At 44.6% G+C, this 22,300-nt stretch carries 20 protein-coding genes; 8 read left to right on the forward strand and 12 right to left on the reverse strand.

Going from position 1 to position 22,300, the window contains the following annotated elements:
- Window positions 1–3: 3 nt before the first annotated feature.
- A complete protein-coding gene (locus tag AC1DYT_RS17080; protein ID WP_477470771.1) occupies window positions 4–1,014 on the reverse strand; it encodes a DHH family phosphoesterase in 1,011 nt (336 codons plus the stop codon).
- Window positions 1,015–1,159: 145 nt separating this feature from the next.
- On the opposite strand from AC1DYT_RS17080, the gene AC1DYT_RS17085 reads away from it, so the two are divergent.
- Together AC1DYT_RS17085 and AC1DYT_RS17090 are read left to right on the forward strand one after the other, a co-directional pair.
- Window positions 1,160–1,579, forward strand: coding sequence for a nucleoside-diphosphate kinase (locus AC1DYT_RS17085; RefSeq protein WP_477470772.1), 420 nt, complete (start codon window positions 1,160–1,162; stop codon window positions 1,577–1,579).
- A 129-nt stretch (window positions 1,580–1,708) separates the two neighbouring features.
- Entirely contained in the window at window positions 1,709–1,906 is a 198-nt protein-coding gene (locus AC1DYT_RS17090) for a hypothetical protein (protein ID WP_477470773.1), read from the forward strand.
- Here the strand turns inward: AC1DYT_RS17090 and AC1DYT_RS17095 are convergent, their stop codons facing one another.
- Both AC1DYT_RS17095 and recF read right to left on the reverse strand, forming a co-directional pair.
- Window positions 1,907–2,197: a DciA family protein gene (locus tag AC1DYT_RS17095; protein WP_477461222.1), complete on the reverse strand. Its 291-nt coding sequence runs from the start codon at window positions 2,195–2,197 to the stop codon at window positions 1,907–1,909.
- Window positions 2,190–3,290, reverse strand: coding sequence for a DNA replication/repair protein RecF (recF, locus tag AC1DYT_RS17100; protein ID WP_477470774.1), 1,101 nt, complete (start codon window positions 3,288–3,290; stop codon window positions 2,190–2,192). Before recF ends, AC1DYT_RS17095 begins: the two co-directional genes overlap by 8 nt.
- Window positions 3,291–3,673: 383 nt before the next feature.
- Between recF and AC1DYT_RS17105 the strand changes: the two genes are divergently transcribed.
- From AC1DYT_RS17105 to AC1DYT_RS17130, 6 genes are all read left to right on the forward strand, one after another.
- On the forward strand, window positions 3,674–4,351 hold the full coding sequence (locus AC1DYT_RS17105) for a tetratricopeptide repeat protein (RefSeq protein WP_477470775.1): 678 nt from the start codon (window positions 3,674–3,676) through the stop codon (window positions 4,349–4,351).
- A gap of 162 nt (window positions 4,352–4,513) precedes the next feature.
- Window positions 4,514–5,011, forward strand: coding sequence for a 6,7-dimethyl-8-ribityllumazine synthase (gene ribH / locus AC1DYT_RS17110; RefSeq protein ID WP_477470776.1), 498 nt, complete (start codon window positions 4,514–4,516; stop codon window positions 5,009–5,011).
- Window positions 5,012–5,252: 241 nt separating this feature from the next.
- A complete protein-coding gene (ytxJ, locus tag AC1DYT_RS17115; protein WP_477470777.1) occupies window positions 5,253–5,582 on the forward strand; it encodes a bacillithiol system redox-active protein YtxJ in 330 nt (109 codons plus the stop codon).
- A 220-nt stretch (window positions 5,583–5,802) separates the two neighbouring features.
- Window positions 5,803–6,681, forward strand: coding sequence for a lipoyl synthase (gene lipA / locus AC1DYT_RS17120; protein WP_477470778.1), 879 nt, complete (start codon window positions 5,803–5,805; stop codon window positions 6,679–6,681).
- Between the two features lie 25 nt (window positions 6,682–6,706).
- Window positions 6,707–7,258, forward strand: a complete 552-nt coding sequence (locus tag AC1DYT_RS17125; RefSeq protein ID WP_477470779.1) for an RNA polymerase sigma factor — start codon at window positions 6,707–6,709, stop codon at window positions 7,256–7,258.
- A 2-nt stretch (window positions 7,259–7,260) separates the two neighbouring features.
- Complete coding sequence (locus AC1DYT_RS17130) at window positions 7,261–8,118, forward strand: anti-sigma factor (protein WP_477470780.1); 858 nt, start codon at window positions 7,261–7,263, stop codon at window positions 8,116–8,118.
- 224 nt (window positions 8,119–8,342) lie between these two features.
- On the opposite strand, the gene AC1DYT_RS17135 is transcribed toward AC1DYT_RS17130, so the two are convergent.
- The 9 genes from AC1DYT_RS17135 to AC1DYT_RS17175 form a co-directional block, all read right to left on the reverse strand.
- A complete protein-coding gene (locus AC1DYT_RS17135) occupies window positions 8,343–9,842 on the reverse strand; it encodes an NAD(P)H-hydrate dehydratase (RefSeq protein WP_477470781.1) in 1,500 nt (499 codons plus the stop codon).
- A 39-nt stretch (window positions 9,843–9,881) separates the two neighbouring features.
- On the reverse strand, window positions 9,882–10,481 hold the full coding sequence (locus AC1DYT_RS17140; protein WP_477470782.1) for a hypothetical protein: 600 nt from the start codon (window positions 10,479–10,481) through the stop codon (window positions 9,882–9,884).
- A gap of 4 nt (window positions 10,482–10,485) precedes the next feature.
- Complete coding sequence (locus tag AC1DYT_RS17145; protein ID WP_477470783.1) at window positions 10,486–11,298, reverse strand: Fic family protein; 813 nt, start codon at window positions 11,296–11,298, stop codon at window positions 10,486–10,488.
- Window positions 11,299–11,355: 57 nt separating this feature from the next.
- A complete protein-coding gene (locus AC1DYT_RS17150) occupies window positions 11,356–11,574 on the reverse strand; it encodes a type II toxin-antitoxin system Phd/YefM family antitoxin (protein ID WP_477470784.1) in 219 nt (72 codons plus the stop codon).
- A 44-nt stretch (window positions 11,575–11,618) separates the two neighbouring features.
- Entirely contained in the window at window positions 11,619–12,338 is a 720-nt protein-coding gene (locus AC1DYT_RS17155; protein ID WP_477470785.1) for a phosphodiester glycosidase family protein, read from the reverse strand.
- A 27-nt stretch (window positions 12,339–12,365) separates the two neighbouring features.
- Window positions 12,366–15,212, reverse strand: coding sequence for an excinuclease ABC subunit UvrA (gene uvrA / locus AC1DYT_RS17160; protein WP_477470786.1), 2,847 nt, complete (start codon window positions 15,210–15,212; stop codon window positions 12,366–12,368).
- A gap of 654 nt (window positions 15,213–15,866) precedes the next feature.
- The gene (locus AC1DYT_RS17165) at window positions 15,867–16,775 is read right to left on the reverse strand and encodes an EamA family transporter (RefSeq protein WP_477470787.1); all 909 of its coding nucleotides are present in this window, start codon (window positions 16,773–16,775) and stop codon (window positions 15,867–15,869) included.
- Window positions 16,776–17,244: 469 nt separating this feature from the next.
- Complete coding sequence (locus AC1DYT_RS17170) at window positions 17,245–20,415, reverse strand: P-loop domain-containing protein (protein WP_477470788.1); 3,171 nt, start codon at window positions 20,413–20,415, stop codon at window positions 17,245–17,247.
- Complete coding sequence (locus tag AC1DYT_RS17175; RefSeq protein ID WP_477470789.1) at window positions 20,408–22,300, reverse strand: trypsin-like serine peptidase; 1,893 nt, start codon at window positions 22,298–22,300, stop codon at window positions 20,408–20,410. The genes AC1DYT_RS17170 and AC1DYT_RS17175 overlap by 8 nt, the downstream gene beginning before the upstream one ends.

The following is a 22,300-nucleotide window of genomic DNA, read 5'->3' on the forward strand; positions in this document are numbered from 1 at the left end:
TTTTTACTGTATTAATAGTTTTTTATATTCAGGTAATATTGTTTTGAATTTTGCTACCGTGGCCTCAAGGCTTTCGTTGGATTGCCCGCCCGCAGCGTTGCGGTGCCCGCCGCCGTTGAAATATTTTTTGCATATTTCGTTGGCCGGGAATTCGTCCTTACTCCTTAACGATAGTTTTACCATATCGGTACGTTCCACAATAAAGGCCGCTAATTTAATGGTTGCCATGGATAAGGCATAATTTACGATGCCTTCGGTATCGCCGGTGTTTACGCCAAACTTATCCAGATCTGCTTTAGTAACGGAAATTAGGGCCGTATTGTATTCGGGCAATATCTCCAGCCGGTTGGCCAGGCAATGCCCCAAAAAGCGCAAACGGTTTTCAGATGCGCTGTTGTATATCAATTCGTGTATGCGCCAGTTCACCGCACCGCAATCTATCAGTTCGGCCGCTATGCGGTGCACATCTGATGTGGTATTGGGCAGGCGGAAGGAAGCAGAATCGGTAAGGATGCCGGCGTACAGGCAGGTGGCCACGTCTTTATCTATCAAATCTTTGCGGCCAAGCTCGTTTACGATGAAGGTATAAACCAATTGCGCAGTTGCGCAGGCCTTGATATCCCAATAACGGTAATCGTCAAAATCCTGTGGCTCCAGGTGATGGTCTATCATCACTTTATAAGCTTTGCTGGCACCCACCAGTTCGCCCATTTGGTTTATGCGGCTAAGGTTGTTGAAATCGAGGCAGAAGATGATGGCGGCATCGGCAATCAGCGCGGCGGCTTGTTCGGTATGCTCGGTGTAGATAATTACTTCTTCGTTGCCGGGCAGCCAGGCCAAAAAATCGGGGTAGTCTGTAGGTGCTATAACCCTTGCGTGGTGGCCAAGCTGTACCAAATAATTATACAACCCTAACGAAGAACCCATAGCATCGCCATCGGGTTTGTGATGGGTAGTGATGACTATTTTTTGGGGCTGAGCTAAAAGTTCTGTAAGCGAGGCTAAATCCAACATCAATTTTTAAAAAGAAGTTGCAAAGCTAAATAAATTAATTAAATACAAACAGCTTATTTAATAGTAAAAGCTTTATGTTTCAGATGTAAAACCCTACTTTTGCGGCAATTTTAATAATCTATAATAAAAAGATTAACCCTGAGAAATGAAAACTAACCGCACATTTACCATGATAAAGCCCGATGCAGTAGCAAACGGCCACATCGGCGCTATTTTAGACCATATTACCAAAGCGGGCTTTAAAATAGTAGCCCTTAAATACACTGCACTAAGCGCACAAAAAGCAGGCGAATTTTATGCTGTACACAGCGAGCGTGGTTTCTTTGCCGACCTGGTAGGCTTTATGTCTTCCGGCCCTATAGTAGCTGCTATATTGGAGAAAGATAATGCCATCGCAGATTTCCGTGCTTTGATTGGCGCAACCGACCCATCTAAGGCCGAAGCGGGCACTATCCGCCAGCTGTTTGCCAAATCTATCGAAGCAAACGCGGTGCACGGGTCAGACTCTGACGAGAACGCTGATATAGAAGGCAACTTCTTCTTCTCAGCTTTCGAAAGGTTCTAACAACCAAATACATGCAAAGGGCCCGCAATGTTTTGCGGGCCCTTTGTTATTAAATTCCTCTTGCTTTTTACAATATTCGTTGGTAGCTTTACGTTGTAAGTTAAATTGCGATAAGCCCCAAGAAGAATCATGAAAGCCCTGTTTAAATATGTCGTTTATTCTATTATAATCGTTACTATTTTACTGGTGTCTTTAGATATTTTCCGTTACCACCCAGAGGCCCAGTTTGCTTTTATCTTCCCTGGTATATTTTTGCTGGCGTTTTCGCACATAATGGATGATGCCCTGCGCGGCATTACCGCCCGCATACGCATAGGCCGCAGGTAATCACAAAAACACTATTTCTTCTACCAGTACGGTGTGTGCCTCATCGTTTATTTTGGCGATGATTTGGCTGCGCATGTTTACCAGTTCGTTTTTCACTACCGACGATTCGATGCGCAGGAACAACTTCTTATCACGTATGAATAATTCTTTGGTACGGTTGGCCATGGGCTTGCCCACAATATCAGCCCAGTTGGCTACCACGTGGGTTTCATCGAAACGGCGTTTTATTTTGTACACATTAAGCATCTGCTCAATGGCTTCCTTAATCGATTTATCGTTTGCTTTACGCATCTATATTGCCCTCCGTTACCTTAAATAATTTTACATCCACCTTTATTGCCTCGAAAACCTGCTGTACCCTGCCCATGCTGGTATCGGTAATAAATACCTGCCCAAAATCGTTGTTGCTCACCATCTGCATTAGTTTGGTTACGCGGCCATCATCCAGCTTATCAAAAACATCATCCAAGAGCAATAGGGGCTTAAAACCTTTTTTTTGGGTGAGGAAGGTGTATTGCGCCAGCTTCAAAGCAATTAAAAACGATTTCTGCTGCCCCTGCGAGCCAAACTTTTTCATGGGCATGCCATGGATGTTGAACTGCAGATCATCTTTATGTATGCCGCTGGTGGTACGCTCCAGTATGCGGTCGCGCTCGATATTCTTCTTCAGCAGGGTTGCCAGGCTATCATTCAGCAATTGCGATTCGTACACCAGTTCTACCTGCTCGGCACCATTGCTGATAAAGCTGTAGTGCTGGTTGAATATCGGCGTAAACGCTTCCATAAATGCCCTGCGCTTTTGGAACAGGCGGCTGCCCGATGCCGTGAGCTGCTCATCCATTACGGCCAGTAGTTCCGGGTCGTACCGGCCGGTGTCGGCAATCTGCTTCAGCATGGCGTTGCGATTGGCCAGGAACTTATTGTAGGCAATCAGCTCATCCAGGTACTGGTTATCGGTTTGCGATATTACGTTATCGATGAATTTGCGGCGTTCTTCGCTGCCTTCGATAATGATGCTGATATCGTAGGGCGATACCATTACCAGGGGCAGCAGCCCTATATGGTCGGCCAGGCGCTGGTAGTCTTTCTTATTGCGTTTGAATTGCTTTTTTTGATTGCGCTTTACGCCGCAGGCCACCACTTCCTTATTGCCATTTTTCTCGAACACGCCGTTCACCATAAAAAAGTCAGCTCCCTGCTTTATCTGCTGGCTATCGATAGGGTTGAAATAGCTTTTACAAAGGCTGAGGTAGTGCACCGCGTCGAGCAGGTTGGTTTTACCTGCGCCATTGTTGCCCACAAAAGCATTTACGCCGGGGCTGAGGGTAAGCTCGGCTTCGGTATAATTCTTAAAATTTAAAAAGGAGAGTTGTTGCAGGTACATGGGGTTGCAAAATTACGGATTATTTCTTGTGAGCGTGGCGATTTTAACCGCAAAGCACGCAAAGATTTGCATGGCGGTGAACGCAAAGAGTGCAAAGGAAGGAGGCACGCAAAGGCGCTAAGCCACAAAGAAAAAATAATAGAGCTTACTCGTTTTGATTAAACGGAACAAATTTATCATCCCATTTAACAAAATATCCAGGCTGTTTTAAAAGCCTTTGCGCCTCTTTGCGTTTCTTCCTTTGCGCTCTTTGCGGTAAATAGCTTCACATCCGGTTTAATCCCGCTCATAATCAACCAAATCAACCGTTTAACTATCCAAAAATAATTATTTGTTAAAAGTTTTGAAAACCGTAGTTTTGCAAACTTAATTTTTAAATACAGATGTCAGCAACCGAGTTGAAAACAAAGGCTACGCCAGCGCAAACAGAAGCAGTGAAGAGTGGCAGCTTTGTTCAGGAGAACCAAAAAAGCTTGTTATTTATAGCAGCCGCTATCGTATTGATGGTAGGCGTATATATTGCCTACCTTAAAGTGTACCTGGGCCCACGCGAAGAAAAAGCAGCTAACCAAATACACGTAGCGCAAGACTACTGGACCAGAAAAGACTGGGACAAAGCCATAAAAGGTGCTGATAGCTACCCCGGTCTGGAGCAGATTATCAAAGATTACAGCAACACTAAAACCGCTAACCTGGCTTATTTTTACTTGGGCGTTGCTTATTTAAATAAAGGCGAGTACCGCAAAGCGATTGATAACTTTGATAGTTACCGCGGCGATGACATGATGGTTGCAGCCGAAGCATTCGGTGGCGCAGGCGATGCTTACGTTGAATTGAAAGATTACGACAAAGCAGAAACCTACTTCAAAAAAGCGATAGATAAAGCTAACAACCAGTTTTTATCACCTGTTTACCTGAAAAAACTTGGTCTGGTTTACGAAGCCAAGAACGATAACAAATCGGCAGCGGAAACCTACAAGAAAATAAAAAGCGATTACCCTACCAGCGACGAAGCGCGTRGCATTGATGCTTACATAGCGCGCAGCGAAGCGAAATCGTAAGTTAAGTTACCGAGAGGTTAAAAATTTAGAAGGGTTAAAAAGGTTGTAATTGCGAATGCGTTACTGCTTTTTTAACCCTTTATAGTTTTAAATATATTTGATTCCTAACTTTTTTAACATCTTTAACCTTTCTAACTATTAAAACTTTTTACAACTAACATCATGTCTTCTGCCCTTAAAAACCTGTCAGATTTTTCGACTGCTACCGAGATACCTTCGGCAAAGCCCTTTACCTTTGGTATTGTGGTGGCCGAGTGGAATGCCGAAATAACCAATGCATTATATAAAGGCGCTTACGATAGCTTGATAAAACACGGCGCAAAACCAAAACATATACACAGCTACCCAGTACCCGGTAGTTTTGAACTAACCAGCGGTGCCGAACTGCTTTTGCAAACCGGTAAATTTGATGCGGTGATATGCCTGGGCTGCGTAATACAGGGCGAAACCCGCCATTTTGATTTTATTTGCAATGCAGTTGCAAATGGCGTAAGTAATGTTGCCATAAAATATTCAAAACCTGTTATATTTGGAGTGCTTACTACCGATAACCAGCAACAGGCTATTGATAGGGCAGGCGGCAAACACGGCAACAAAGGCGATGAAGCGGCTGTAACTGCCATAAAAATGGCAAAATTGGCCGAAACATTACGTGGCTGATAGCGTATAAATAATAGATATATAAATACAGGAAATGAAAAAGATATTTTACATAGTTGTTGTGGCCCTGGTAATTGGCATAGGCTTTTCCTCATGCTCAAATAAATTGTGCCCAGCATACGGATCGTACCCTAACAGGGGCCGGTAGTTGGCTTGTCATCTTTGATACGCAACCTTAAAACATTACGCAGTTTTACATTGTATTTACTTTTAACAGAGTATATACGTTTATTTTTGCGTTATGGAATGGATATCGTTAGAGTCGGCGTCGCAGCTGGATAGTATTAAGCAGCAACAAGGCTACAGCCTTATTTTTAAGCACAGCACCCGCTGCAGCATCAGCATGATGGCCAAAAGGCGCTTCGAACTTGATTGGGAAGAGCTACCCGGCGATATGCCCCTCTACTTTTTAGACCTCATCAAACACCGCGACCTTTCCGCGAAAATTGCCGAAGATTTCCAGGTACACCACGAATCGCCACAGATGCTGGTGATAAAAGACGGCGAATGCATATTAGACCAATCGCACGGCAGCATCTCAGTTGATGAAGCGGTGAGCGTGTTGGCTTAGATTCAAGAAATCAAGAACCAAGAAGCAAGACAGAAAATAGATGAAGCTCTTAAGTATTTCTTAGGGGCTTTTTTTATCCGAACAATTGGTGTGCTAAAGTTATAGCTTTTCTGACTTTCCGACTTATTCGACTCTCGGTCTTTCTGACTAAAATCAACCTACTGTAAAACTTCTGTTCGCCCTTTAGGGGGTTAGGGGGTTTTTAACTACTTTTGTACCTATGATTGAATTGCCTGTAGTGCCCGCTAACCAGCCGCAACGCAAGCCCGATTGGCTTAGGGTGAAGCTTCCCGTTGGGAAAGAATACGCACATGTGCGCGGCCTGGTTGATACCCATAAGCTGCACACCATTTGCGAAAGCGGCAATTGCCCCAACATGGGCGAGTGCTGGGGTGCCGGTACGGCAACCTTCATGATACTGGGCAATATCTGTACACGCAGCTGCTCGTTTTGCGCGGTGGCAACCGGTCGCCCGCTGGCCGTAGATACCGACGAGCCAAACCGCGTAGCCAACTCGGTAAAGCTGATGCAGGTAAAACATTGCGTAATTACGTCGGTAGACCGCGACGACCTTAAGGACGGCGGATCCATCATCTGGGCGGAAACCATTAACGCTATCCGTCGTGAAAGCCCCGAAACTACTTTGGAAACGCTGCTGCCCGATTTTCGTGGTAATTGGGATAACCTGGCTCGTGTGCTGGAAACCCGTCCCGAGGTGGTATCGCACAACCTGGAGACTGTTCGCCGCTTAACTAAAGAAGTGCGCATACAGGCTAAATACGACCGAAGCCTGGAAGCACTGCGCCATGTCGCCGATTCGGGTCTTCGCACCAAATCGGGCATTATGCTTGGCCTGGGCGAAAAGGAAGAAGATGTTTTAGAAGCCATGGACGACCTGCTGCAAGCCGGCGTTCATATCCTCACCCTGGGCCAGTACCTGCAGCCAACCCGTAACCACCATCCGGTTATAGACTGGATACACCCCGACCAATTTGCCTCTTACAAAGAGTGGGGACTACGGAAAGGATTCAGATATGTTGAAAGCGGACCGCTTGTCCGTTCGTCGTACCATGCCGAAAAGCATTTATTTGAAATGTAATTAATCCTTTCTATCTTCACCGGAGTTGAGTCGCAAAACGAAAATATCACTATCCGAGGAAGAATTAATACTTGCCCTCCGCAACCGCGAAAAGATTGCGGTGGAGGCATTGTATGATATGTATTCCGCATCCTTATTCGGAGTAATCTCCCGCATCATTACCGAAATCCCGGTTGCTGAGGATGTGCTTCAGGAAACTTTCGTAAAAATCTGGAATTCCTTTTCGGGCTACAGCGCCGAAAAAGGGCGCTTGTTTACCTGGATGGTGAATATTGCCCGCAATTTGGCTATAGACAAGATACGTTCAAAAGATTTTAAGAACCAGGCCAAAAACCATGAACTTGAAAATAACGTAACTTTCATTGACGAACAAAGGAATACCGTTTATAAACCTGAGTTGCTTGGTATAAAGGAGCTGGTTGCTACCCTAAAGCCCGAACAAAAGTCAATCCTCGATCTGGTGTACTTTAAAGGTTACACCCATGTGGAAGCCGCCGACGAACTTGGCGTTCCGCTGGGCACCATTAAAACGCGCCTGAGGATGGCCATACAGCAGCTGAGAAAACATTTTAATTGACAGTGGAAAACATCAAGGAGTACATAGAATCTGGGATATTGGAACTTTACGTTCTGGGCAGCATAAGCCCCGACGAAAAGTTACAAGTGGAGAAGATGGCCGCTGAAAATACTGAAGTTAAGGCAGAGATAGAAGCAATAGAACGCGCGATGGAGGCTTATGCCGAAGTGCATGCCATTGCACCGCCCGAGGCCTTACGCGGAAGGATACTGAACAGCCTGCTCACCAATTTGGCAGATGACCGCATCTTTACCAAAGCGCATAGTCGCACCGAAGAAGTATTTGAGGATGATGATTTAGAGGTAGACAATGTTATAGCCATGCCCGCAAGGCAACCCTCATTTTTTAAATATGCATTTGCGGCCTGCCTGGTTTTATTGCTCATTAGCATTTATGGTTTAATAAACCTGTATAGCAAGCTACAGGATACCAATACGCAGCTTACCGCCATGCAGGTAGATAAGCAAAAGATTGCGAATGACGTAAACAACCGCGAAAAGGAACTGGATATATACCGCGATACTGTTTACAGGGTATTACGCCTTAAAGGTACAGCCAAGGCACCTACTGCCGCCATGACACTTGCCTGGAACACGCTCAACAAAAAGGTGATACTCGATTTAAAGAGTATGAAGCTGCCCGCGCATGACGGCTCGCATCAATACCAGCTTTGGGCATTGGTAGGGGGTAAGCCCGTAAATTTGGGCGTGTTCGATTCTGCTAACGCGATAGATACATCTGGCGTAAAAGAAATGAAAGCCATCGCCGCCGCTGATGCTTTCGCCGTAACCATAGAGCCTATGGGCGGAAGTGTTAACCCAACCATTACAGAGATGGTAGTATCAGGCGCATCAAAATAGTTGATACCTTATCAATAAACACACGAAATCCCGATTGGTACTACCAGCCGGGATTTTTTTTGCATTTGTTAAATTTTGTTAAAACCTTAAATTAAATACGTTGTTAAAGTAACTAATATGATTTTCACACGTCATATACTACAAAAAAGAAGTATTTAGTTCTTTATAAGATCAGTTAATAGTTAATAAGAAAAAAGGGATGTTTGATACTTACATCCCTTTTTTTATGCCTTCAATTTTGCCATAGTAATGGGCAGTTGCTGTATAATCATACCGGGGAGGGTAACATGCATGCGGTTGGGCAGGGCAAGTTCATCGCCGGCTTTTCCGTGGATGTAAACCCCTGATATGCAAGCTTGTTTCGGCGTATATTTTTGCGCCAATAATGCGGTAATAATACCTGTCAATACATCGCCCATACCCCCTGTTGCCATTGCAGCGTTGCTTGTTGAGTTAAAATAAAGCTTCCCTTCCGGCGTAGCTGTTATGGTATAATCATTTTTGAGGATGATGTTGATTTCTAATTCCACAGCCTTTTCTTTAGCCGTTTGCAAGCGCTGCCACCAGTTGGCATGCGCGCCAAAAAGCCTGTCGAACTCTTTCATATGCGGGGTAAGTATGCTGTCTGCGGGGAGTTTTTTGAGCAAAGTTTTATTTTCTGATAACAGGTTTAGTGCATCTGCATCAACCACTATAGGTTTTTTATAATTCTTGAGGACGGCCTTTAGCAACTTTAGAGCCTCGGTATCTTTGCCAAGTCCCGGCCCAATGGCTATGGTGCTGAATTTTTCCCATTCAATATCCAGCGCGTTTCCGTCCTTGCGGATGATGGCCATCAACTCGGGCAGATAGCTGTTGAGCGCAACCAATCCGCTTTGCGGGATGCAGGCCGTAGTAAGTCCCGCACCTGCATGCGCGCACGCCGAAGCAGATAGCAGGGCCGCGCCCATGGTTTCGTTTTTACCGGCAATAATAAGGGCGTGCCCGTAGGTGCCTTTATTGCTGAAACGCTTACGCGGTTTGAGCAGGCTGCGCACGTCGGCTTCTTCAACCAGTTGATAAGGCGTATCTGCTGAATTGATAAACGCTTCGCTAAGCCCAATCTTAACCACCTCGCAGCAATCGATATACAGCCCCGATTCGGGCAACAGGAAATTCACCTTGGGCTGCTGAAAGGTAATGGTGAGTGCCGATTTAATTGCCAAGGCGTCGGCGGGTATCTCGCCATCGGTAAAGAACCCGGTAGGTACATCTACCGAAACGATGGTGGTGTCGAGCTGGTTCAGATGCGCTACCAGCTTTTCATAATCGCCCGCTAAAGGCTTATTGAGTCCGCTGCCCAGCATGGCATCTATCAGGATTTCGCATCCTTCATCGGGTAAAGCATCGCCGGGCTTTATCTCCAACTGCTTTATCTTGCCGAGGCGTTTTAGGTTTACATTGAAATCGTCGCTCGCTTTATCGCTAAAGCGGATGATTTTGATATCGATGTTTTGATAGCCGTGCTCATATAACAAACGCGCGATAGCCAGCCCATCGCCGCCATTATTGCCCGTGCCGCAGTAAACGGCAATGCTTTTTTGCTTATCGGCAAAATGGTTGATGAACCAGCCCACAAACGCCTTGGATGCCCGCTCCATCAAATCGATAGAGGAGATAGGCTCATGAGCGATAGTATAAGCGTCCGCTTCGCGGATTTGGGTGGCAATTAATAAAGGCAGCATATAATGCTAAAGGTAGGATTTTGAGGAATTGTTTTACAGCTATAAAATTAGCTTATGAAATTTAGAACGGCTATCCTCAATAACAATAGCCTTATCAACCGACCAATAAATGCTGTTTGGTATTAGGGCGGCCGGCAGATTAATCAGCCTTTTTTTCACGAGTGCGTCGTTTGTAATGCTACCTATCTGGATGCGTTGTTTTGTATCTGTAGCTGCTCCCTCCAGGCAGATAAAGTTCTTACTATTAGAAAAGAAAATTGGCTTATCAAAAAGTGTATCAATTTTGCTTGTTTGTTTATTTATCAGATAATACTCCTCTGTATTATATTCAATTTTATGGATAACCAGCAAAGGCATCCCCTTCAACGTGCCTTCATAATTGTACTCAACAAACGTACTATCGGCTTCATCGTCCCGAAAAACGATGGTTTTTACGGGTGTTTTTATGACGATTTTACCTTTAACTTTTAAATTCCTGGTTGGCTTTTCAATTTGATAGTTGGCGGGTTGATGCTTGCGGAATTCTGCTTTGGTAATTTTTATAAGTGATAAAGTTTTCTTTTGAGCCTGGGATGGGCTTATGTTTCCAAATAGAAGAATAATAAGGAAAAGGGTTTGGCAAGTGAGGAAAAATTTCATTGCTTTATTCGTCGCTAATGTCTTTTCCGTCAATAACATCCCTCATAAATTCTACTGACCGCAATACCAACCCTGCCATAAATTCGTAAAACAAATCGGGCTCGCCGCCGTAGCTTTGTATATCCGTTAGGTATTGATAGTAAGTATTCCGCTCGTTCTCGTTGATATAAAAAGGCGGGTATCCGTAAGATATCAGGATAAGGTTCGATAAAATCCTGCCGGTACGCCCGTTGCCGTCGTAAAAAGGGTGGATATTAACATATTCGATATGGAATTTCAATGCTAACTCTATGGGGTGGATTGCGCCTTTAGCATTGCGGGCAATCTTCTCCTTTTCGGCGTTTGCCCAATTAACCAGTTCGTGCATCTTTTCGGGAACGTCGGTATGAGAAACGAAATCATAACGTTCGCCGCGGGAGTTATAAATGTAATTATCTACGGTTTTCCATTGGCCTATTTGCTTTCGCTTTTCTGGGTTATCCTCATGCATGATGCCTTTATGGATATCGCGTATGCGGCCTTCGGAAATGTTAAGCTCGCCTTTGCCCATTCGCATGATAGTGTTGATCACATCATCATGATTTTTTATTTCGAGGATATCTTTTAAAGGCTTATCGTTTACGCTTACCACACCCACCATCACCGTACGTGTTTCGCGTTTGGTGAGGCTATTACCCTCCATGCTATTGGAGGTGTAGTTCCATTCTAAGCGCAGCTTGTAGTTGATTTTGTTGAGCAAGGCAACAGGTATCTGTCCATGTCCTTGTATTGTGGCTTGGAGTTTATCGATTTCCTGAAGTTTATCCGTGAAGCTCATGTTGATGTATAGGTGGCAATATCGGGTTTATTTTAAACCCTGCAAAGAAGTGGGACATCATTCCTCATCAAGTAGCCTTTCTGTACCTTTGCCGCTTTCATAATCTTTAATTGCCTGCAATAACCTTGATGCGTTGTTTGGTGATTTTAGCAAATAAGAGGTTTCGTCCTCAACTATATCTTGTTTCGGTTCACGAATAACCACACCGTTAGCCAATAAAAAGGCAACTACCTCATTTAGTTTTTCGTCAGGAATATCAATCGTAAACGTTGCCATCTTTTTTATACAAGATAAACATATTTTGGAAACCTGTCAAATCACTACTTCCCCGTCACGCCCACCATCACCCCAAAATCTCCATCCAGTTGCACCCAATTTTGCTCCGGCAGGTAAGCTCTCGAGACAAACCCATCCAAATACAACGCATTCTTGCAGCCCAGTTTTTTGAAGTAATCAGCGAAATCGTAAAAGTTGACGGGTTGCTTAGATAGCACGAACAGCACCGTACCATCAGGCATGATGCCTACGCCGTTGCGGATGTTCTTATTGGGCGAGCCCTCCTTAAAAGCCGGGTGGATTTGCCCGTTGATAACCAGCATGGGGCCCGATTGCGTGGCGTACTTTATTTTGCCATTATTTTTAAACTCGGGCGTGGTGCAGATGGCTGCGGTATTATCCGTGGTGAGGTAAAACACGCCATTGGGCTTGAGGTAGAAGTTGCCGCTTGCCGTGGTGGTATCCAGTGGCGAAAGGATTACTTTATTTTGTATGTACAAGCCCAACGGCGAGCCACCAGGTTTGTACATACCGCCGTTCATCGCGAACAATAATTTTTTCTTTTCTTTCTCTACAGCAGTTTTGAGATTTTGGATGCTACCGAAATTTTGCCCGCCTGCATCCTGCCAGTAGAGCTTTAGCTCCTGCTTTTTGGGGTCGACCCGGTAACTGAGGAAGGTATCATCATCCTGCGTAAAAGCAAAAGCGACCGTTGCCGCCAACAGCAGTATAATTGCGGACAGAAAAATTTTGCTTCGCGTCATTTCCATCCACAATATAGCGGTTATCCTTTATTTTATCCCCATCTCCTTTTTCAGGAACTGCCCGGTGAAGCTTTCCTTCACCTTGCAGAGGCCTTCGGGCGTGCCACTGAAGAGGATTTTACCCCCGCCCGAGCCACCTTCCGGGCCTAGGTCTATCACATGGTCTACCACTTTGATTACGTCGAGATTATGCTCTATCACCAATACGGTATTGCCTTTGTCAACAAGTTGGTTTATTACTCCCAGCAGTACATTGATATCCTCAAAGTGTAAGCCGGTAGTCGGCTCATCCAGTATATAGAAGGTATTGCCGGTGTCTTTTTTAGAAAGCTCGGTAGCCAGTTTTACACGCTGCGCCTCGCCGCCGGATAGAGTGGTAGACGATTGCCCCAGGGTAATGTATCCCAAACCCACATCAAACAAAGTTTTTACCTTACGGTAGATGGCCGGGATATGTTCAAAAAACGGCGTAGCATCCTCGATACTCATATCCAATACATCGCTGATGGATTTGCCGCGGTAGCGCACTTCCAGCGTTTCACGGTTATAACGGCGACCGCCGCATTCTTCGCAGGGCACCTGTACATCTGGCAAAAAGTTCATTTCTATTACCTTTTGGCCCGCGCCCTGGCAGGTTTCGCAACGCCCGCCTTTTACGTTGAACGAGAAACGGCCCGGTTTATAGCCACGGATCCTCGATTCGGGCAGGGCCACAAACAGGTTGCGGATATCCGAAAAAACGCCGGTATAAGTAGCCGGGTTACTCCTTGGCGTGCGGCCTATCGGCGTTTGGTCTATCTCAATTACCTTGTCAATATTCTCCAGTCCCTCAATTTTATCGTAAGGAAGCGGCGTTTTTTTGGCACGGAAAAAATGGTGATTCAGGATAGGGTACAAGGTCTCCGTTATCAAGCTGGATTTACCGCTGCCCGATACCCCGGTTACGCCAATCAGTTTCCCTAAGGGGAAATCAGCCGAAACTTTCTTCAGGTTATGACCTGTGGCTTTTTTCAGGCTCAGTGTTTTGCCATTGCCTTCGCGGCGTTTCTTGGGGATGGCGATCTCACGTTCGCCGTTGATGTATTGCGTGGTGAGCGTGTGATGCGCCATTAGCTCCGCCGGGGTGCCTTGTGCTACTATCTGCCCGCCGTGTACGCCGGCAGCCGGGCCCATGTCTATCACATGGTCGGCCTCTAAAATCATGTCTTTATCATGCTCAACCACCAGTACGGTATTGCCCAAATCGCGGAGGTTTTTGAGGGCGTTTATCAGGCGCTCGTTGTCGCGCTGGTGCAGGCCGATGCTCGGTTCGTCCAAAATGTACATTACGTTCATCAGTTGCGAACCAATTTGCGTAGCCAACCGGATGCGCTGTGCCTCGCCACCTGAGAGCGTTTTAGCAGTACGATCCAACGTCAGGTAGCTCAAACCAACATCCAGCAAAAAGCCGATGCGGGCACGTATCTCTTTCAGTATCTCCTTGGCAATCACGTTCTGGCGTTCGCTGAGGCGGTCTTCCAGGCCTTCGTACCATTGGTTTAGGGTGGTAATATCCATGGTAGCCAGCTCGAAGATATTCTTCTCATCTACCTTAAAATGCAGCGACTCCTTCTTCAGCCTTGCGCCTTCGCAGGTGGGGCAGGTACGCAGTACGCGGTAGTTCTCCATATCGTCCATGCCCTCGTCGTTACGGCGTTCCTGCTGCTCTTCCAGCATGCGGATGATACCGTCGAAGGTGATCTGGTAGTTCTGTACGTTCCATTTGTTGTATTCAACGGCAACGCTTATCGTATCCGGCGAGCCGTTCAGGATGATATCCAGCTGCTCGCGGGTAAGTTTTTCTATGGGGGTTGTGAGGCTGAACTCGTATTTTTTAGCCAACGACTTCAGCACCTGGAATATCCAGGTTTCGCGGTACTCGCCAATGGGAGCAAGGCCGCCGTTGGTGATGCTTAGCTTTGGGTTGGGTATCACCGATGCTTCATCCACCTCGAAGATATAGCCCAAGCCGTTGCACTTTTCGCAGGCGCCATATGGCGAGTTGAACGAAAAGGTATTAGGCTGCGGCTCATCGTAGGAGATACCCGATACCGGGTCCATCAGAAACTTGCTGAAGTAGGCCACATTGTTGTCCTTATCCGCTATGCGGATGATGCCCTTGGCTATTTTAAGTGCCTGTTGTACAGATTGGTACAGGCGTTTGCTATCATCCTCGGTTACCACCAGGCGATCTACGATGATATCGATATCGTGTATCTTATACCGGTCCACCTGCATTTTGGGTTCGATATCGGCAATGGCGCCGTCTACGTACACCTTCAGGTAGCCCTGCTTGCGTATCTGCTCGAACAATTCGCGGTAGTGGCCTTTACGGGCTTTTACCACGGGGGCCATAATATTAACCGGCTGGCCCTGAAACTTTTCCATGATGGTGCGCAGGATCTGGTCCTCGCTCATGCGCTCCATTTTTTCGCCGGTGGTATAGCTATAGGCATCGCCTGCGCGGGCAAAAAGCAGGCGCATGAAATCGTATATCTCGGTAATGGTGCCCACGGTACTGCGCGGGTTTTTGCTGGTGGTTTTTTGCTCGATGGCAATAACCGGACTAAGCCCGCTAACCTTATCAACGTCAGGGCGTTCCATACCGCCCATGAACTGGCGCGAGTAGGCCGAAAACGTTTCCATATACCTGCGCTGACCCTCGGCGTAGATGGTATCGAAGGCCAATGAACTCTTGCCGCTGCCGCTTAACCCGGTGATAACCACCAGTTTATTACGCGGGAACGACACGTCTATATTTTTGAGGTTATGCACCCGGGCACCGTACACTTCTACTTCGCTTTGCTCGCCCAGGTCTATTGTTTTTTCGCTCATATATGCTTTGGAAAACGTATAAGGCAGCCATGGGTTTGCGCAGGCCGCGTTTATACTAAAAATTTTCGCAAATATATGCAAAACAAGCGGTGTTTCATACGGTTAGCACCGGCGCGAATTGTGGTTTTATGTAAAATTTTCGACCCCTGGATGCCGCAAAATTACTTGCTAAAATCTCCGTGTTTTTGCCATAATAGCGCAAAAAAAGGGTCGTTTTTATTCTTTTTGATGCCAATTCCTGAACCGTTGATTTTTCGCAGTTCAATTGTTTTTTAAAGGTGCTCAAGAGGGCTTCGCCGTTTTAATGATTAACTGATTTCGCTGTTTTTGTCTGAACCATGATTTTCAGGATTAGAGGATGACCCGATTTTTGATTTGCATATTCTGGAGAACGTAACGAAGCCCTTCCTAATCGGCCTTGTCCTGTTCGGCAACCACTGAAACTGCTAAAGCACTGCCTTTCATAGAACAGGGCGCAGCCGAGAGTTTTTTCTTTGGTTACTTTCTTTTTTGCGGAAAAAAAGAAAGTGACATCCACAGGCTTAGCAAGAATCACAGTCACCGCCTAACGAAGCACGACAGAACCCCATTGTCTGAACCGCTGATTTTAATGATGTCAAGATTTCGCTGATTCCCGCTTGGTAGTTTAAGTCTCTAGGCAGAAGCTGGTTCCCCTACCGCTTTTGGCTTGAAAAACATTTGCGCATTAAACACCAGCACTGCCATGAAGATGATGCAGTAGGCTGCCAGCTGCAGCGTGCTGATATGCTCGTGGTACACCACACTGGCCAGCGCGAACGCGATGATGGGATTGATGTTGAGCAGCATGCCCACGGTGGAGGAGTTGAGTCCCTTGAGGGCGTAGAGGTTTAAAAACAGGGGGATGATGGTGAACGCTACCGCGATCACTTCTATATACACCCAAAAGTGGGTTTCGGTAGGTATGGGGCCGCTATAGGCCGGGTAAAAGGGCAGCAGCAAAATGGCCGACAGCACAATGTGGAACGTGAGCAAAATAAACTTATCGAAGCCGGTATTCTTACGCTGGCTCACCAGGTACAGGGCATACGTAAGGCCAATGATGATGCCGTACACCATATCCATAATATCGGCGTACGATAACAGCAGGCAGCCGGCAATGCTTAGCGCTACGGCCGCCCATTGCGGTTTGCTCAGCTTCTCGTGCAGCAGAAAGAACGCCAGCAGGGTAGTTAAGATGGGGCAAACCAAATAAGCCAACGAAGTTGCCTTGATGCTGACATGGTTGAGCACATAAATAAACGAGAACCAGTTGATATTCAAAAACACGCTGCCGCCTATGTTGAGCAGGGCCACGCTGCGTTTTTGCGCAGCAGGCAAGGCCCTAAACCTCGCTACCGCATCGGCCAGGGCCTTGCGCTTGAACAGCGCGGTAATCAGCAGCATGAGTATGGCGCAGCTAAAAATGCGGTAAAACAAAATATCCACCGAAGCATAAGCCCTAAGCGGTTTAAGCACCAGGCTAAAAAAGCCCCAGGTGGCGTAAGCGCTTATAGCGGCCAGGTAATATTTTGCGTTTTTCAAATTGATGCAATCTTGTGTTGCGCGCAAATATCTGCAAAAACCAAGGTTACTAAAGCCACGGGATTGTTAAAATCGGGGATTTTGCCATGGGGCAATTATGGGGGGGCGCCGAAGGATATGGCTACAGCCACCATCGGCGAAAGGGGGGAGATGATAATTGGGATTTATGAAAAGCAGGGGCAGTGGTTCTTGGGTCGCGGTAGCCCCGCTATACACTCCAAGCCGCTGGTAGGAGCGGGCTTTCCGCTGCTATCGGGTTTAGGTGGGGAGGGGGTGTAGGTAAGTTAGACGGCACCAGTAGCTTTTGCGCATTGGCCAGTCGATATACTTGCACTGCGGGGTGATGAGAATCAACTTCTTGGGCGGTAGCGAAAAGATTGGGGCTGTTGCAACTCTCTATTGTACTTAGAAACTGGAATTTTAAATCACTTTATGTTTACAAGATGCGCCAAATTCGCAATAAAATACCTTACCTTAAATGAGAAGAAATTATGTATCTTGCTTTATTATCCAGTTCAGTTAGTGCCCTGCGAACAAGTTCAATTTTTACAAATCCTGGGAATTTATGGCAGATATCTTCCATTAAACGAGGGAGGGACCAGCACCTATCAATTAATTCAATATACGGATCAAGTTCAGTTTCTGGTTTGTCCTCCCATTTTTCTATCAATCTATCCGAATTATTTAATTCTGTAATATCGATTGGTATAAGACCCGCGAATAGTCCTATCAAAAAGTCCCAACGTTGGTTTATTACCATTACATCTATGATTGCATATTTACAGGGATTGCGGAATTCAGGATATGATCCTATTAATAAATCGACCATCTGTTCTTTGTTATGACGGGTTATCAATGAGTTAAAATCGAGTGTGTTTTCGTCGCGTGATCTATCATAAAACGCTAGCATTCTAATTATGGTTTTAATACCTTGACCACTCATTTTTTTTAAGTTCCCTATATGACTATGAATCGGGTTTATGAAAATGTATTGGGAAGAGCTTGAGACAAGTCTTTCCAGCCAGGATAAATCTAACGGAAGCATAGAGGTAGATACCGAAAAATTTCTTTTTCCCGGGTGGTCAACAATTAATTCTGTTAGGAACAGTTGTTTGTTATATTGATGGGAAACTAGCCCCCTCGCTTCAAGTATAAAATTTTTGAGTATATCGATAAATTCCCATCTGTAAGTATAAGATTTACTTTGCTCTACAACCAACGATACCAGCGATGCAAGTAGTTTATTTAGTATATCCCCTTTGCCCGGAACTAAGTCCGTAAAAACATACCTTTCTTTATATTGGGTCACTTGTTCTCGTATCGAGTATCCTTGGGAATCTGTATGCGGAACTATCACTGTATTTATATATAGAAGATCTGTCAAATATTTCATGTCATATTTTCGGTTCGGTACTTCCAGCTTTGGAGAAAATTGATTCCACTCCGCCGTGTTTAATAACATAGTTATTTCCCAAGAATCAAAAACCGGTCTTACTGGGTTATATTGAGCAAAATATCCAAATTTGTTATTAGCATCTGTAGATTCATTGACTTTATACATAATATCCAATGCGGAACTGTATAACCCTCTTGTTGTGAATTGTTGCGCTACAGAACGCGCTGCTTCGGTACGATATTTTTCAGGCAGATAGTAGATTTCATCAGGTCGGACCGTTCGTCGCGCAAAATACCTGAAAATCACCCTGCTTTTAATCGGCATGTCATCAATGTCAGCTTGAAGATCAGGCCATGCCATCTTGCATTCTCTTTCATTCAAATCGGAGAAATCTTTTTCGTTCTCCGCCGACATTAGCATATGATAAATAACTTCAGTTCTACTTTCTTGTTCTTGGCTACTGGCGAAATAACTGATAGCTGCTAAATGAATGCGTCTGGCAATTTGAGGTTGTTGCGATACCATCAGTTTGAGCATTGATCTACGCAAATCCTTTCGATGCCAGACCTCATTATTTTTTGTCCTATGAGCTAGCCAAGCATAAGAAGCGAGGTCGTCAATAATACGTTCAGCCTCCCCATCAGAAATAACGTCCATTTCCAAAACAGGAATTATCAAGTTTTTAATCAAACTAGCGGTTAAATATCTTAGGATTAGGCCTGGATACGCCATCTTGCGAATAACTGGATCTTTAATGCGCAGTAAAACTCTTCTGTATACAATGCCGGCAAATAGATCTTTGGTATTTCCTAGGCGCATTTCTGCTTCCAAATTACTTACTGTAACTTGATTATCCGAGAGCAGAACTTGTGCAAGTAATTTAAGCTCCAATGGCCTTTTAGGCAGAATTTTGGAATTTGATATCTGTGCAGCTTGCAGAGCGTCCAAGTTTTGATTGATAAGGAAATCGTAAGAAATTTTCTTATCGAACTCTGTGACTAAAATTGACTCGGTAAATTCCGAGAGAAGTAGTTCCTGATGTGCATTCGATGAAAATCTGCCAGAAAAAATGACTTTCAATTTGACAGGCCTAAGGTACTCTTGCAGGTCTTCGAGCCAATCCTGAACACCAGGAACCAGATGTCGTTGTGTGACTTCTTCAAAAGTGTCTAAAATTAACACAAGCGGCAAAGTTTCCAATTGCCAAACAATTAGTTCTTCCTTTAATCCGCTAATCAGTCGTCGTAACGACCTCGACTTCTCCTTGTTTTCTAAAGAACTATCGCTATATGACAACAGAGAGACGTATTCAATTGATTGAATTTCTTTACGAAGTAAGTTCAAAGCTTTATAAAGCTGCGGAAACTGAATCATTATTTGCCTGGTCATTTCTGATTCTAACCAATAAGTATCACCAGGATCCATGCCGGGTTTATCAAAATCTAGAACGGCAAGGAGCACCTGTTTTGAATCGTGTAAATCCTGACATAGTTTAGCCATTAGGGTAGATTTACCTGCTCCCCCTATTCCGCTTACAATAATGGAAGATCCTTCTTTTTCGTCTTTATAAGCCTCTCTTAAGATAAATTTTTTTAAGATTTTTATTTCCTTCCTTCGTCCAATAAATCCTGATTTTAACAGCAATTGCTGATCGGGAAGTAGTTGAATTGACCGCCAATAGATCCTTAACTCTTCTATATCTGGTTTCGGAATATTAATATATTGCAGCCATTCAAGTGCCTGTATAAGGTGAAGAATGTTACGATTATCAATTCGCCTGATTTCTATAGAATCGGTCAGTTCCCCACGAAGTATACGCCTAAAAAACAATCCTATTGGATCAGTCTGAGGAAGTGGTTTATTAATCTCTATGTTAAAACAGTCATTCAAGATTAATGAATTGATAATCTCTGTCCTATGCATTAATTTGATGCACCATCGCGTCTCTTCGTCGTCTTTAATCAAATCGAATTGGGAGGATATCTCGGTAAGAATCGCCTGCTCTATGACTGCGGAAACATCGTTAGGAAGTAAATCTCTGGGTGATACACTACCTGACAACGCCGCTTTAATCAATGCAACGTTCACCAACAGTGACAGGCCTAAAGTTTGATCAATGGAAAAAGGCCTTCCTTGATTCCGTTGCCTAAGTGAAACATCGGAACCCCCATTTTTTCGAAGTAACCTTAACTGGTCTTCAATAAGCTGGCCTAGCTCGAAGTCGGAAATTTCGTCTTCAGACATTGATTCTCTCCTTAATTTTTTTCTTTAAAACCTTGCTTACCATGAAGTTTATTTCCTTAGAAAGAATTCTTCCAGGGATAGATTTGTCTTTATCTTCTATAGCATCTTGATACTTTTCAAAAACGGTTTTTGCAGAAACCGCAATTCCACTATCATCGATATTTATGCCAATATCAATGATATATCGCATGAAAAAATCAAGTATTTCCTGTTCAGTAACTGCTTCAACCCGACAGTTAATTGTGATACCTTTTAAAGTTTGGGGTATCCTCGCTTGCATATCATCCAATACAATCCTAAGCCAATCTTCAGTCAACAACTCTTCATAAAGTGCAAATAATAAATCCGAAGCCGACTGATTTTCAAACGTGAAAGAATTCAGTTCGGCAAAGCAGATCCAAACTAATCTGTCATTCCGGGAGGTTTGCAGAGCCGTTATTATTGCGGGGATTAATTCCGTTTTAATCCAAACTGTTCCACTTGAGTTGATATCATCATATACAGCAAAACCAGGGTCTATCTGACCTACCACATTGCAGATGTAAGTAGTCAGCTCAGCCGCCGTCATTTTTGATATAACAGCTGCCGAAATATTAATAATGTGATGAGAAGATTCAGGCAATAGCGCTCGCAATACAGCTAATCTAAAGGTCTTTCCGTGTCCACTTTGCCCGGAAATAATGAAAAGTTTTCTAAGACCAATATCCACAGACTCCCACACCGCGCTCTTGAAATCATCACACCCAACTACCGGTATAAACTCAGTTACACCCTGAATACGCCAAATCGGAAAGTCAATGGGGTCAATATCTGGTATGTCAATTTCATTGTCGGTAATATGCTTAACAATTTGCTGAAGCGGAACACCTCTGTTTAGGGTTTTTCCATTGGGTTCATTCCACACTCCCTGGTGTATCCCGAAAAGCTTGAAGTCTTTGTTAAAACAAGGTCCGCCTGAAGACCCCGGCAATGTATTAGCAGAATGAACAAATCTGAAACCTGGTACAACTGAAGGATATTTCGGATTAGGTGTAACAATAAATTTCTGATCAACTTTCATGGTTTGACCCCCAGGATGCTGAAATAAAATTATTTTCTCCTGAGGATTGGGAACAGGTGCAGGGTTGCGGATTTTTTCCCAATCTCTTTCAAAACCCGGAGCCTTCGCCAAATGTATTAGTACATAGTCCCAGTGCCCCTCTAGCTGCTCAAGATTGCTTGGCATTCTTTTTTTTAATTCTTCAGGGTGGCAGACACAGAAGCCAAGGCACCAATGTTCTCGAACATTTACTGCAATTTTGTTTTTTCCATAATAAGAGTTCGTATTGGAAATTACGCTCAGAAAATCCTCAAATTCAACAGAAATTCGATTCCCTGAACCTTCAACGGGGTAATATATCCCCTCTGTGAGAATGAACAAAGATGCAACAGCATGCCAACTGGTCAGAATCAAATTGGGCTGGATGAGAATCCCGGTACCAACAGCATCGTTATTTATCAAAATTTTGGCGGTGATCCTCATGCTCCTGATAATCCCTTTATAAACCTGTAGTGGGAAATCAAATCCATTGGCTAAATCTACCATCGCTTCCAAATTTGCATTTCCTGGCGACTCAAAGTGGGCATTTTCCGCCAAGGCTTTAGCCAATCGCCCATCCTCCAGTCCGTTTGTAATAACAAGTAAAGTTAGTTCTTTCAAAAAACCATTTTCTTCACTATAATAAAGCCCCGCATAAATAGCAGGGCCATCATAGGAAGAAAGCGCAATTGCTTCAAAAGCAATTGCGTGTTGTTTATCTGCAATAGATTGCGCCTGTAAAAACAATTTGGAGAATTCCGATCTTGAACATCGAATGCCCTGTATAATAAGTTCTATACTTAGCAT

This window comes from Mucilaginibacter sp. P1_D10 (assembly GCF_056406215.1).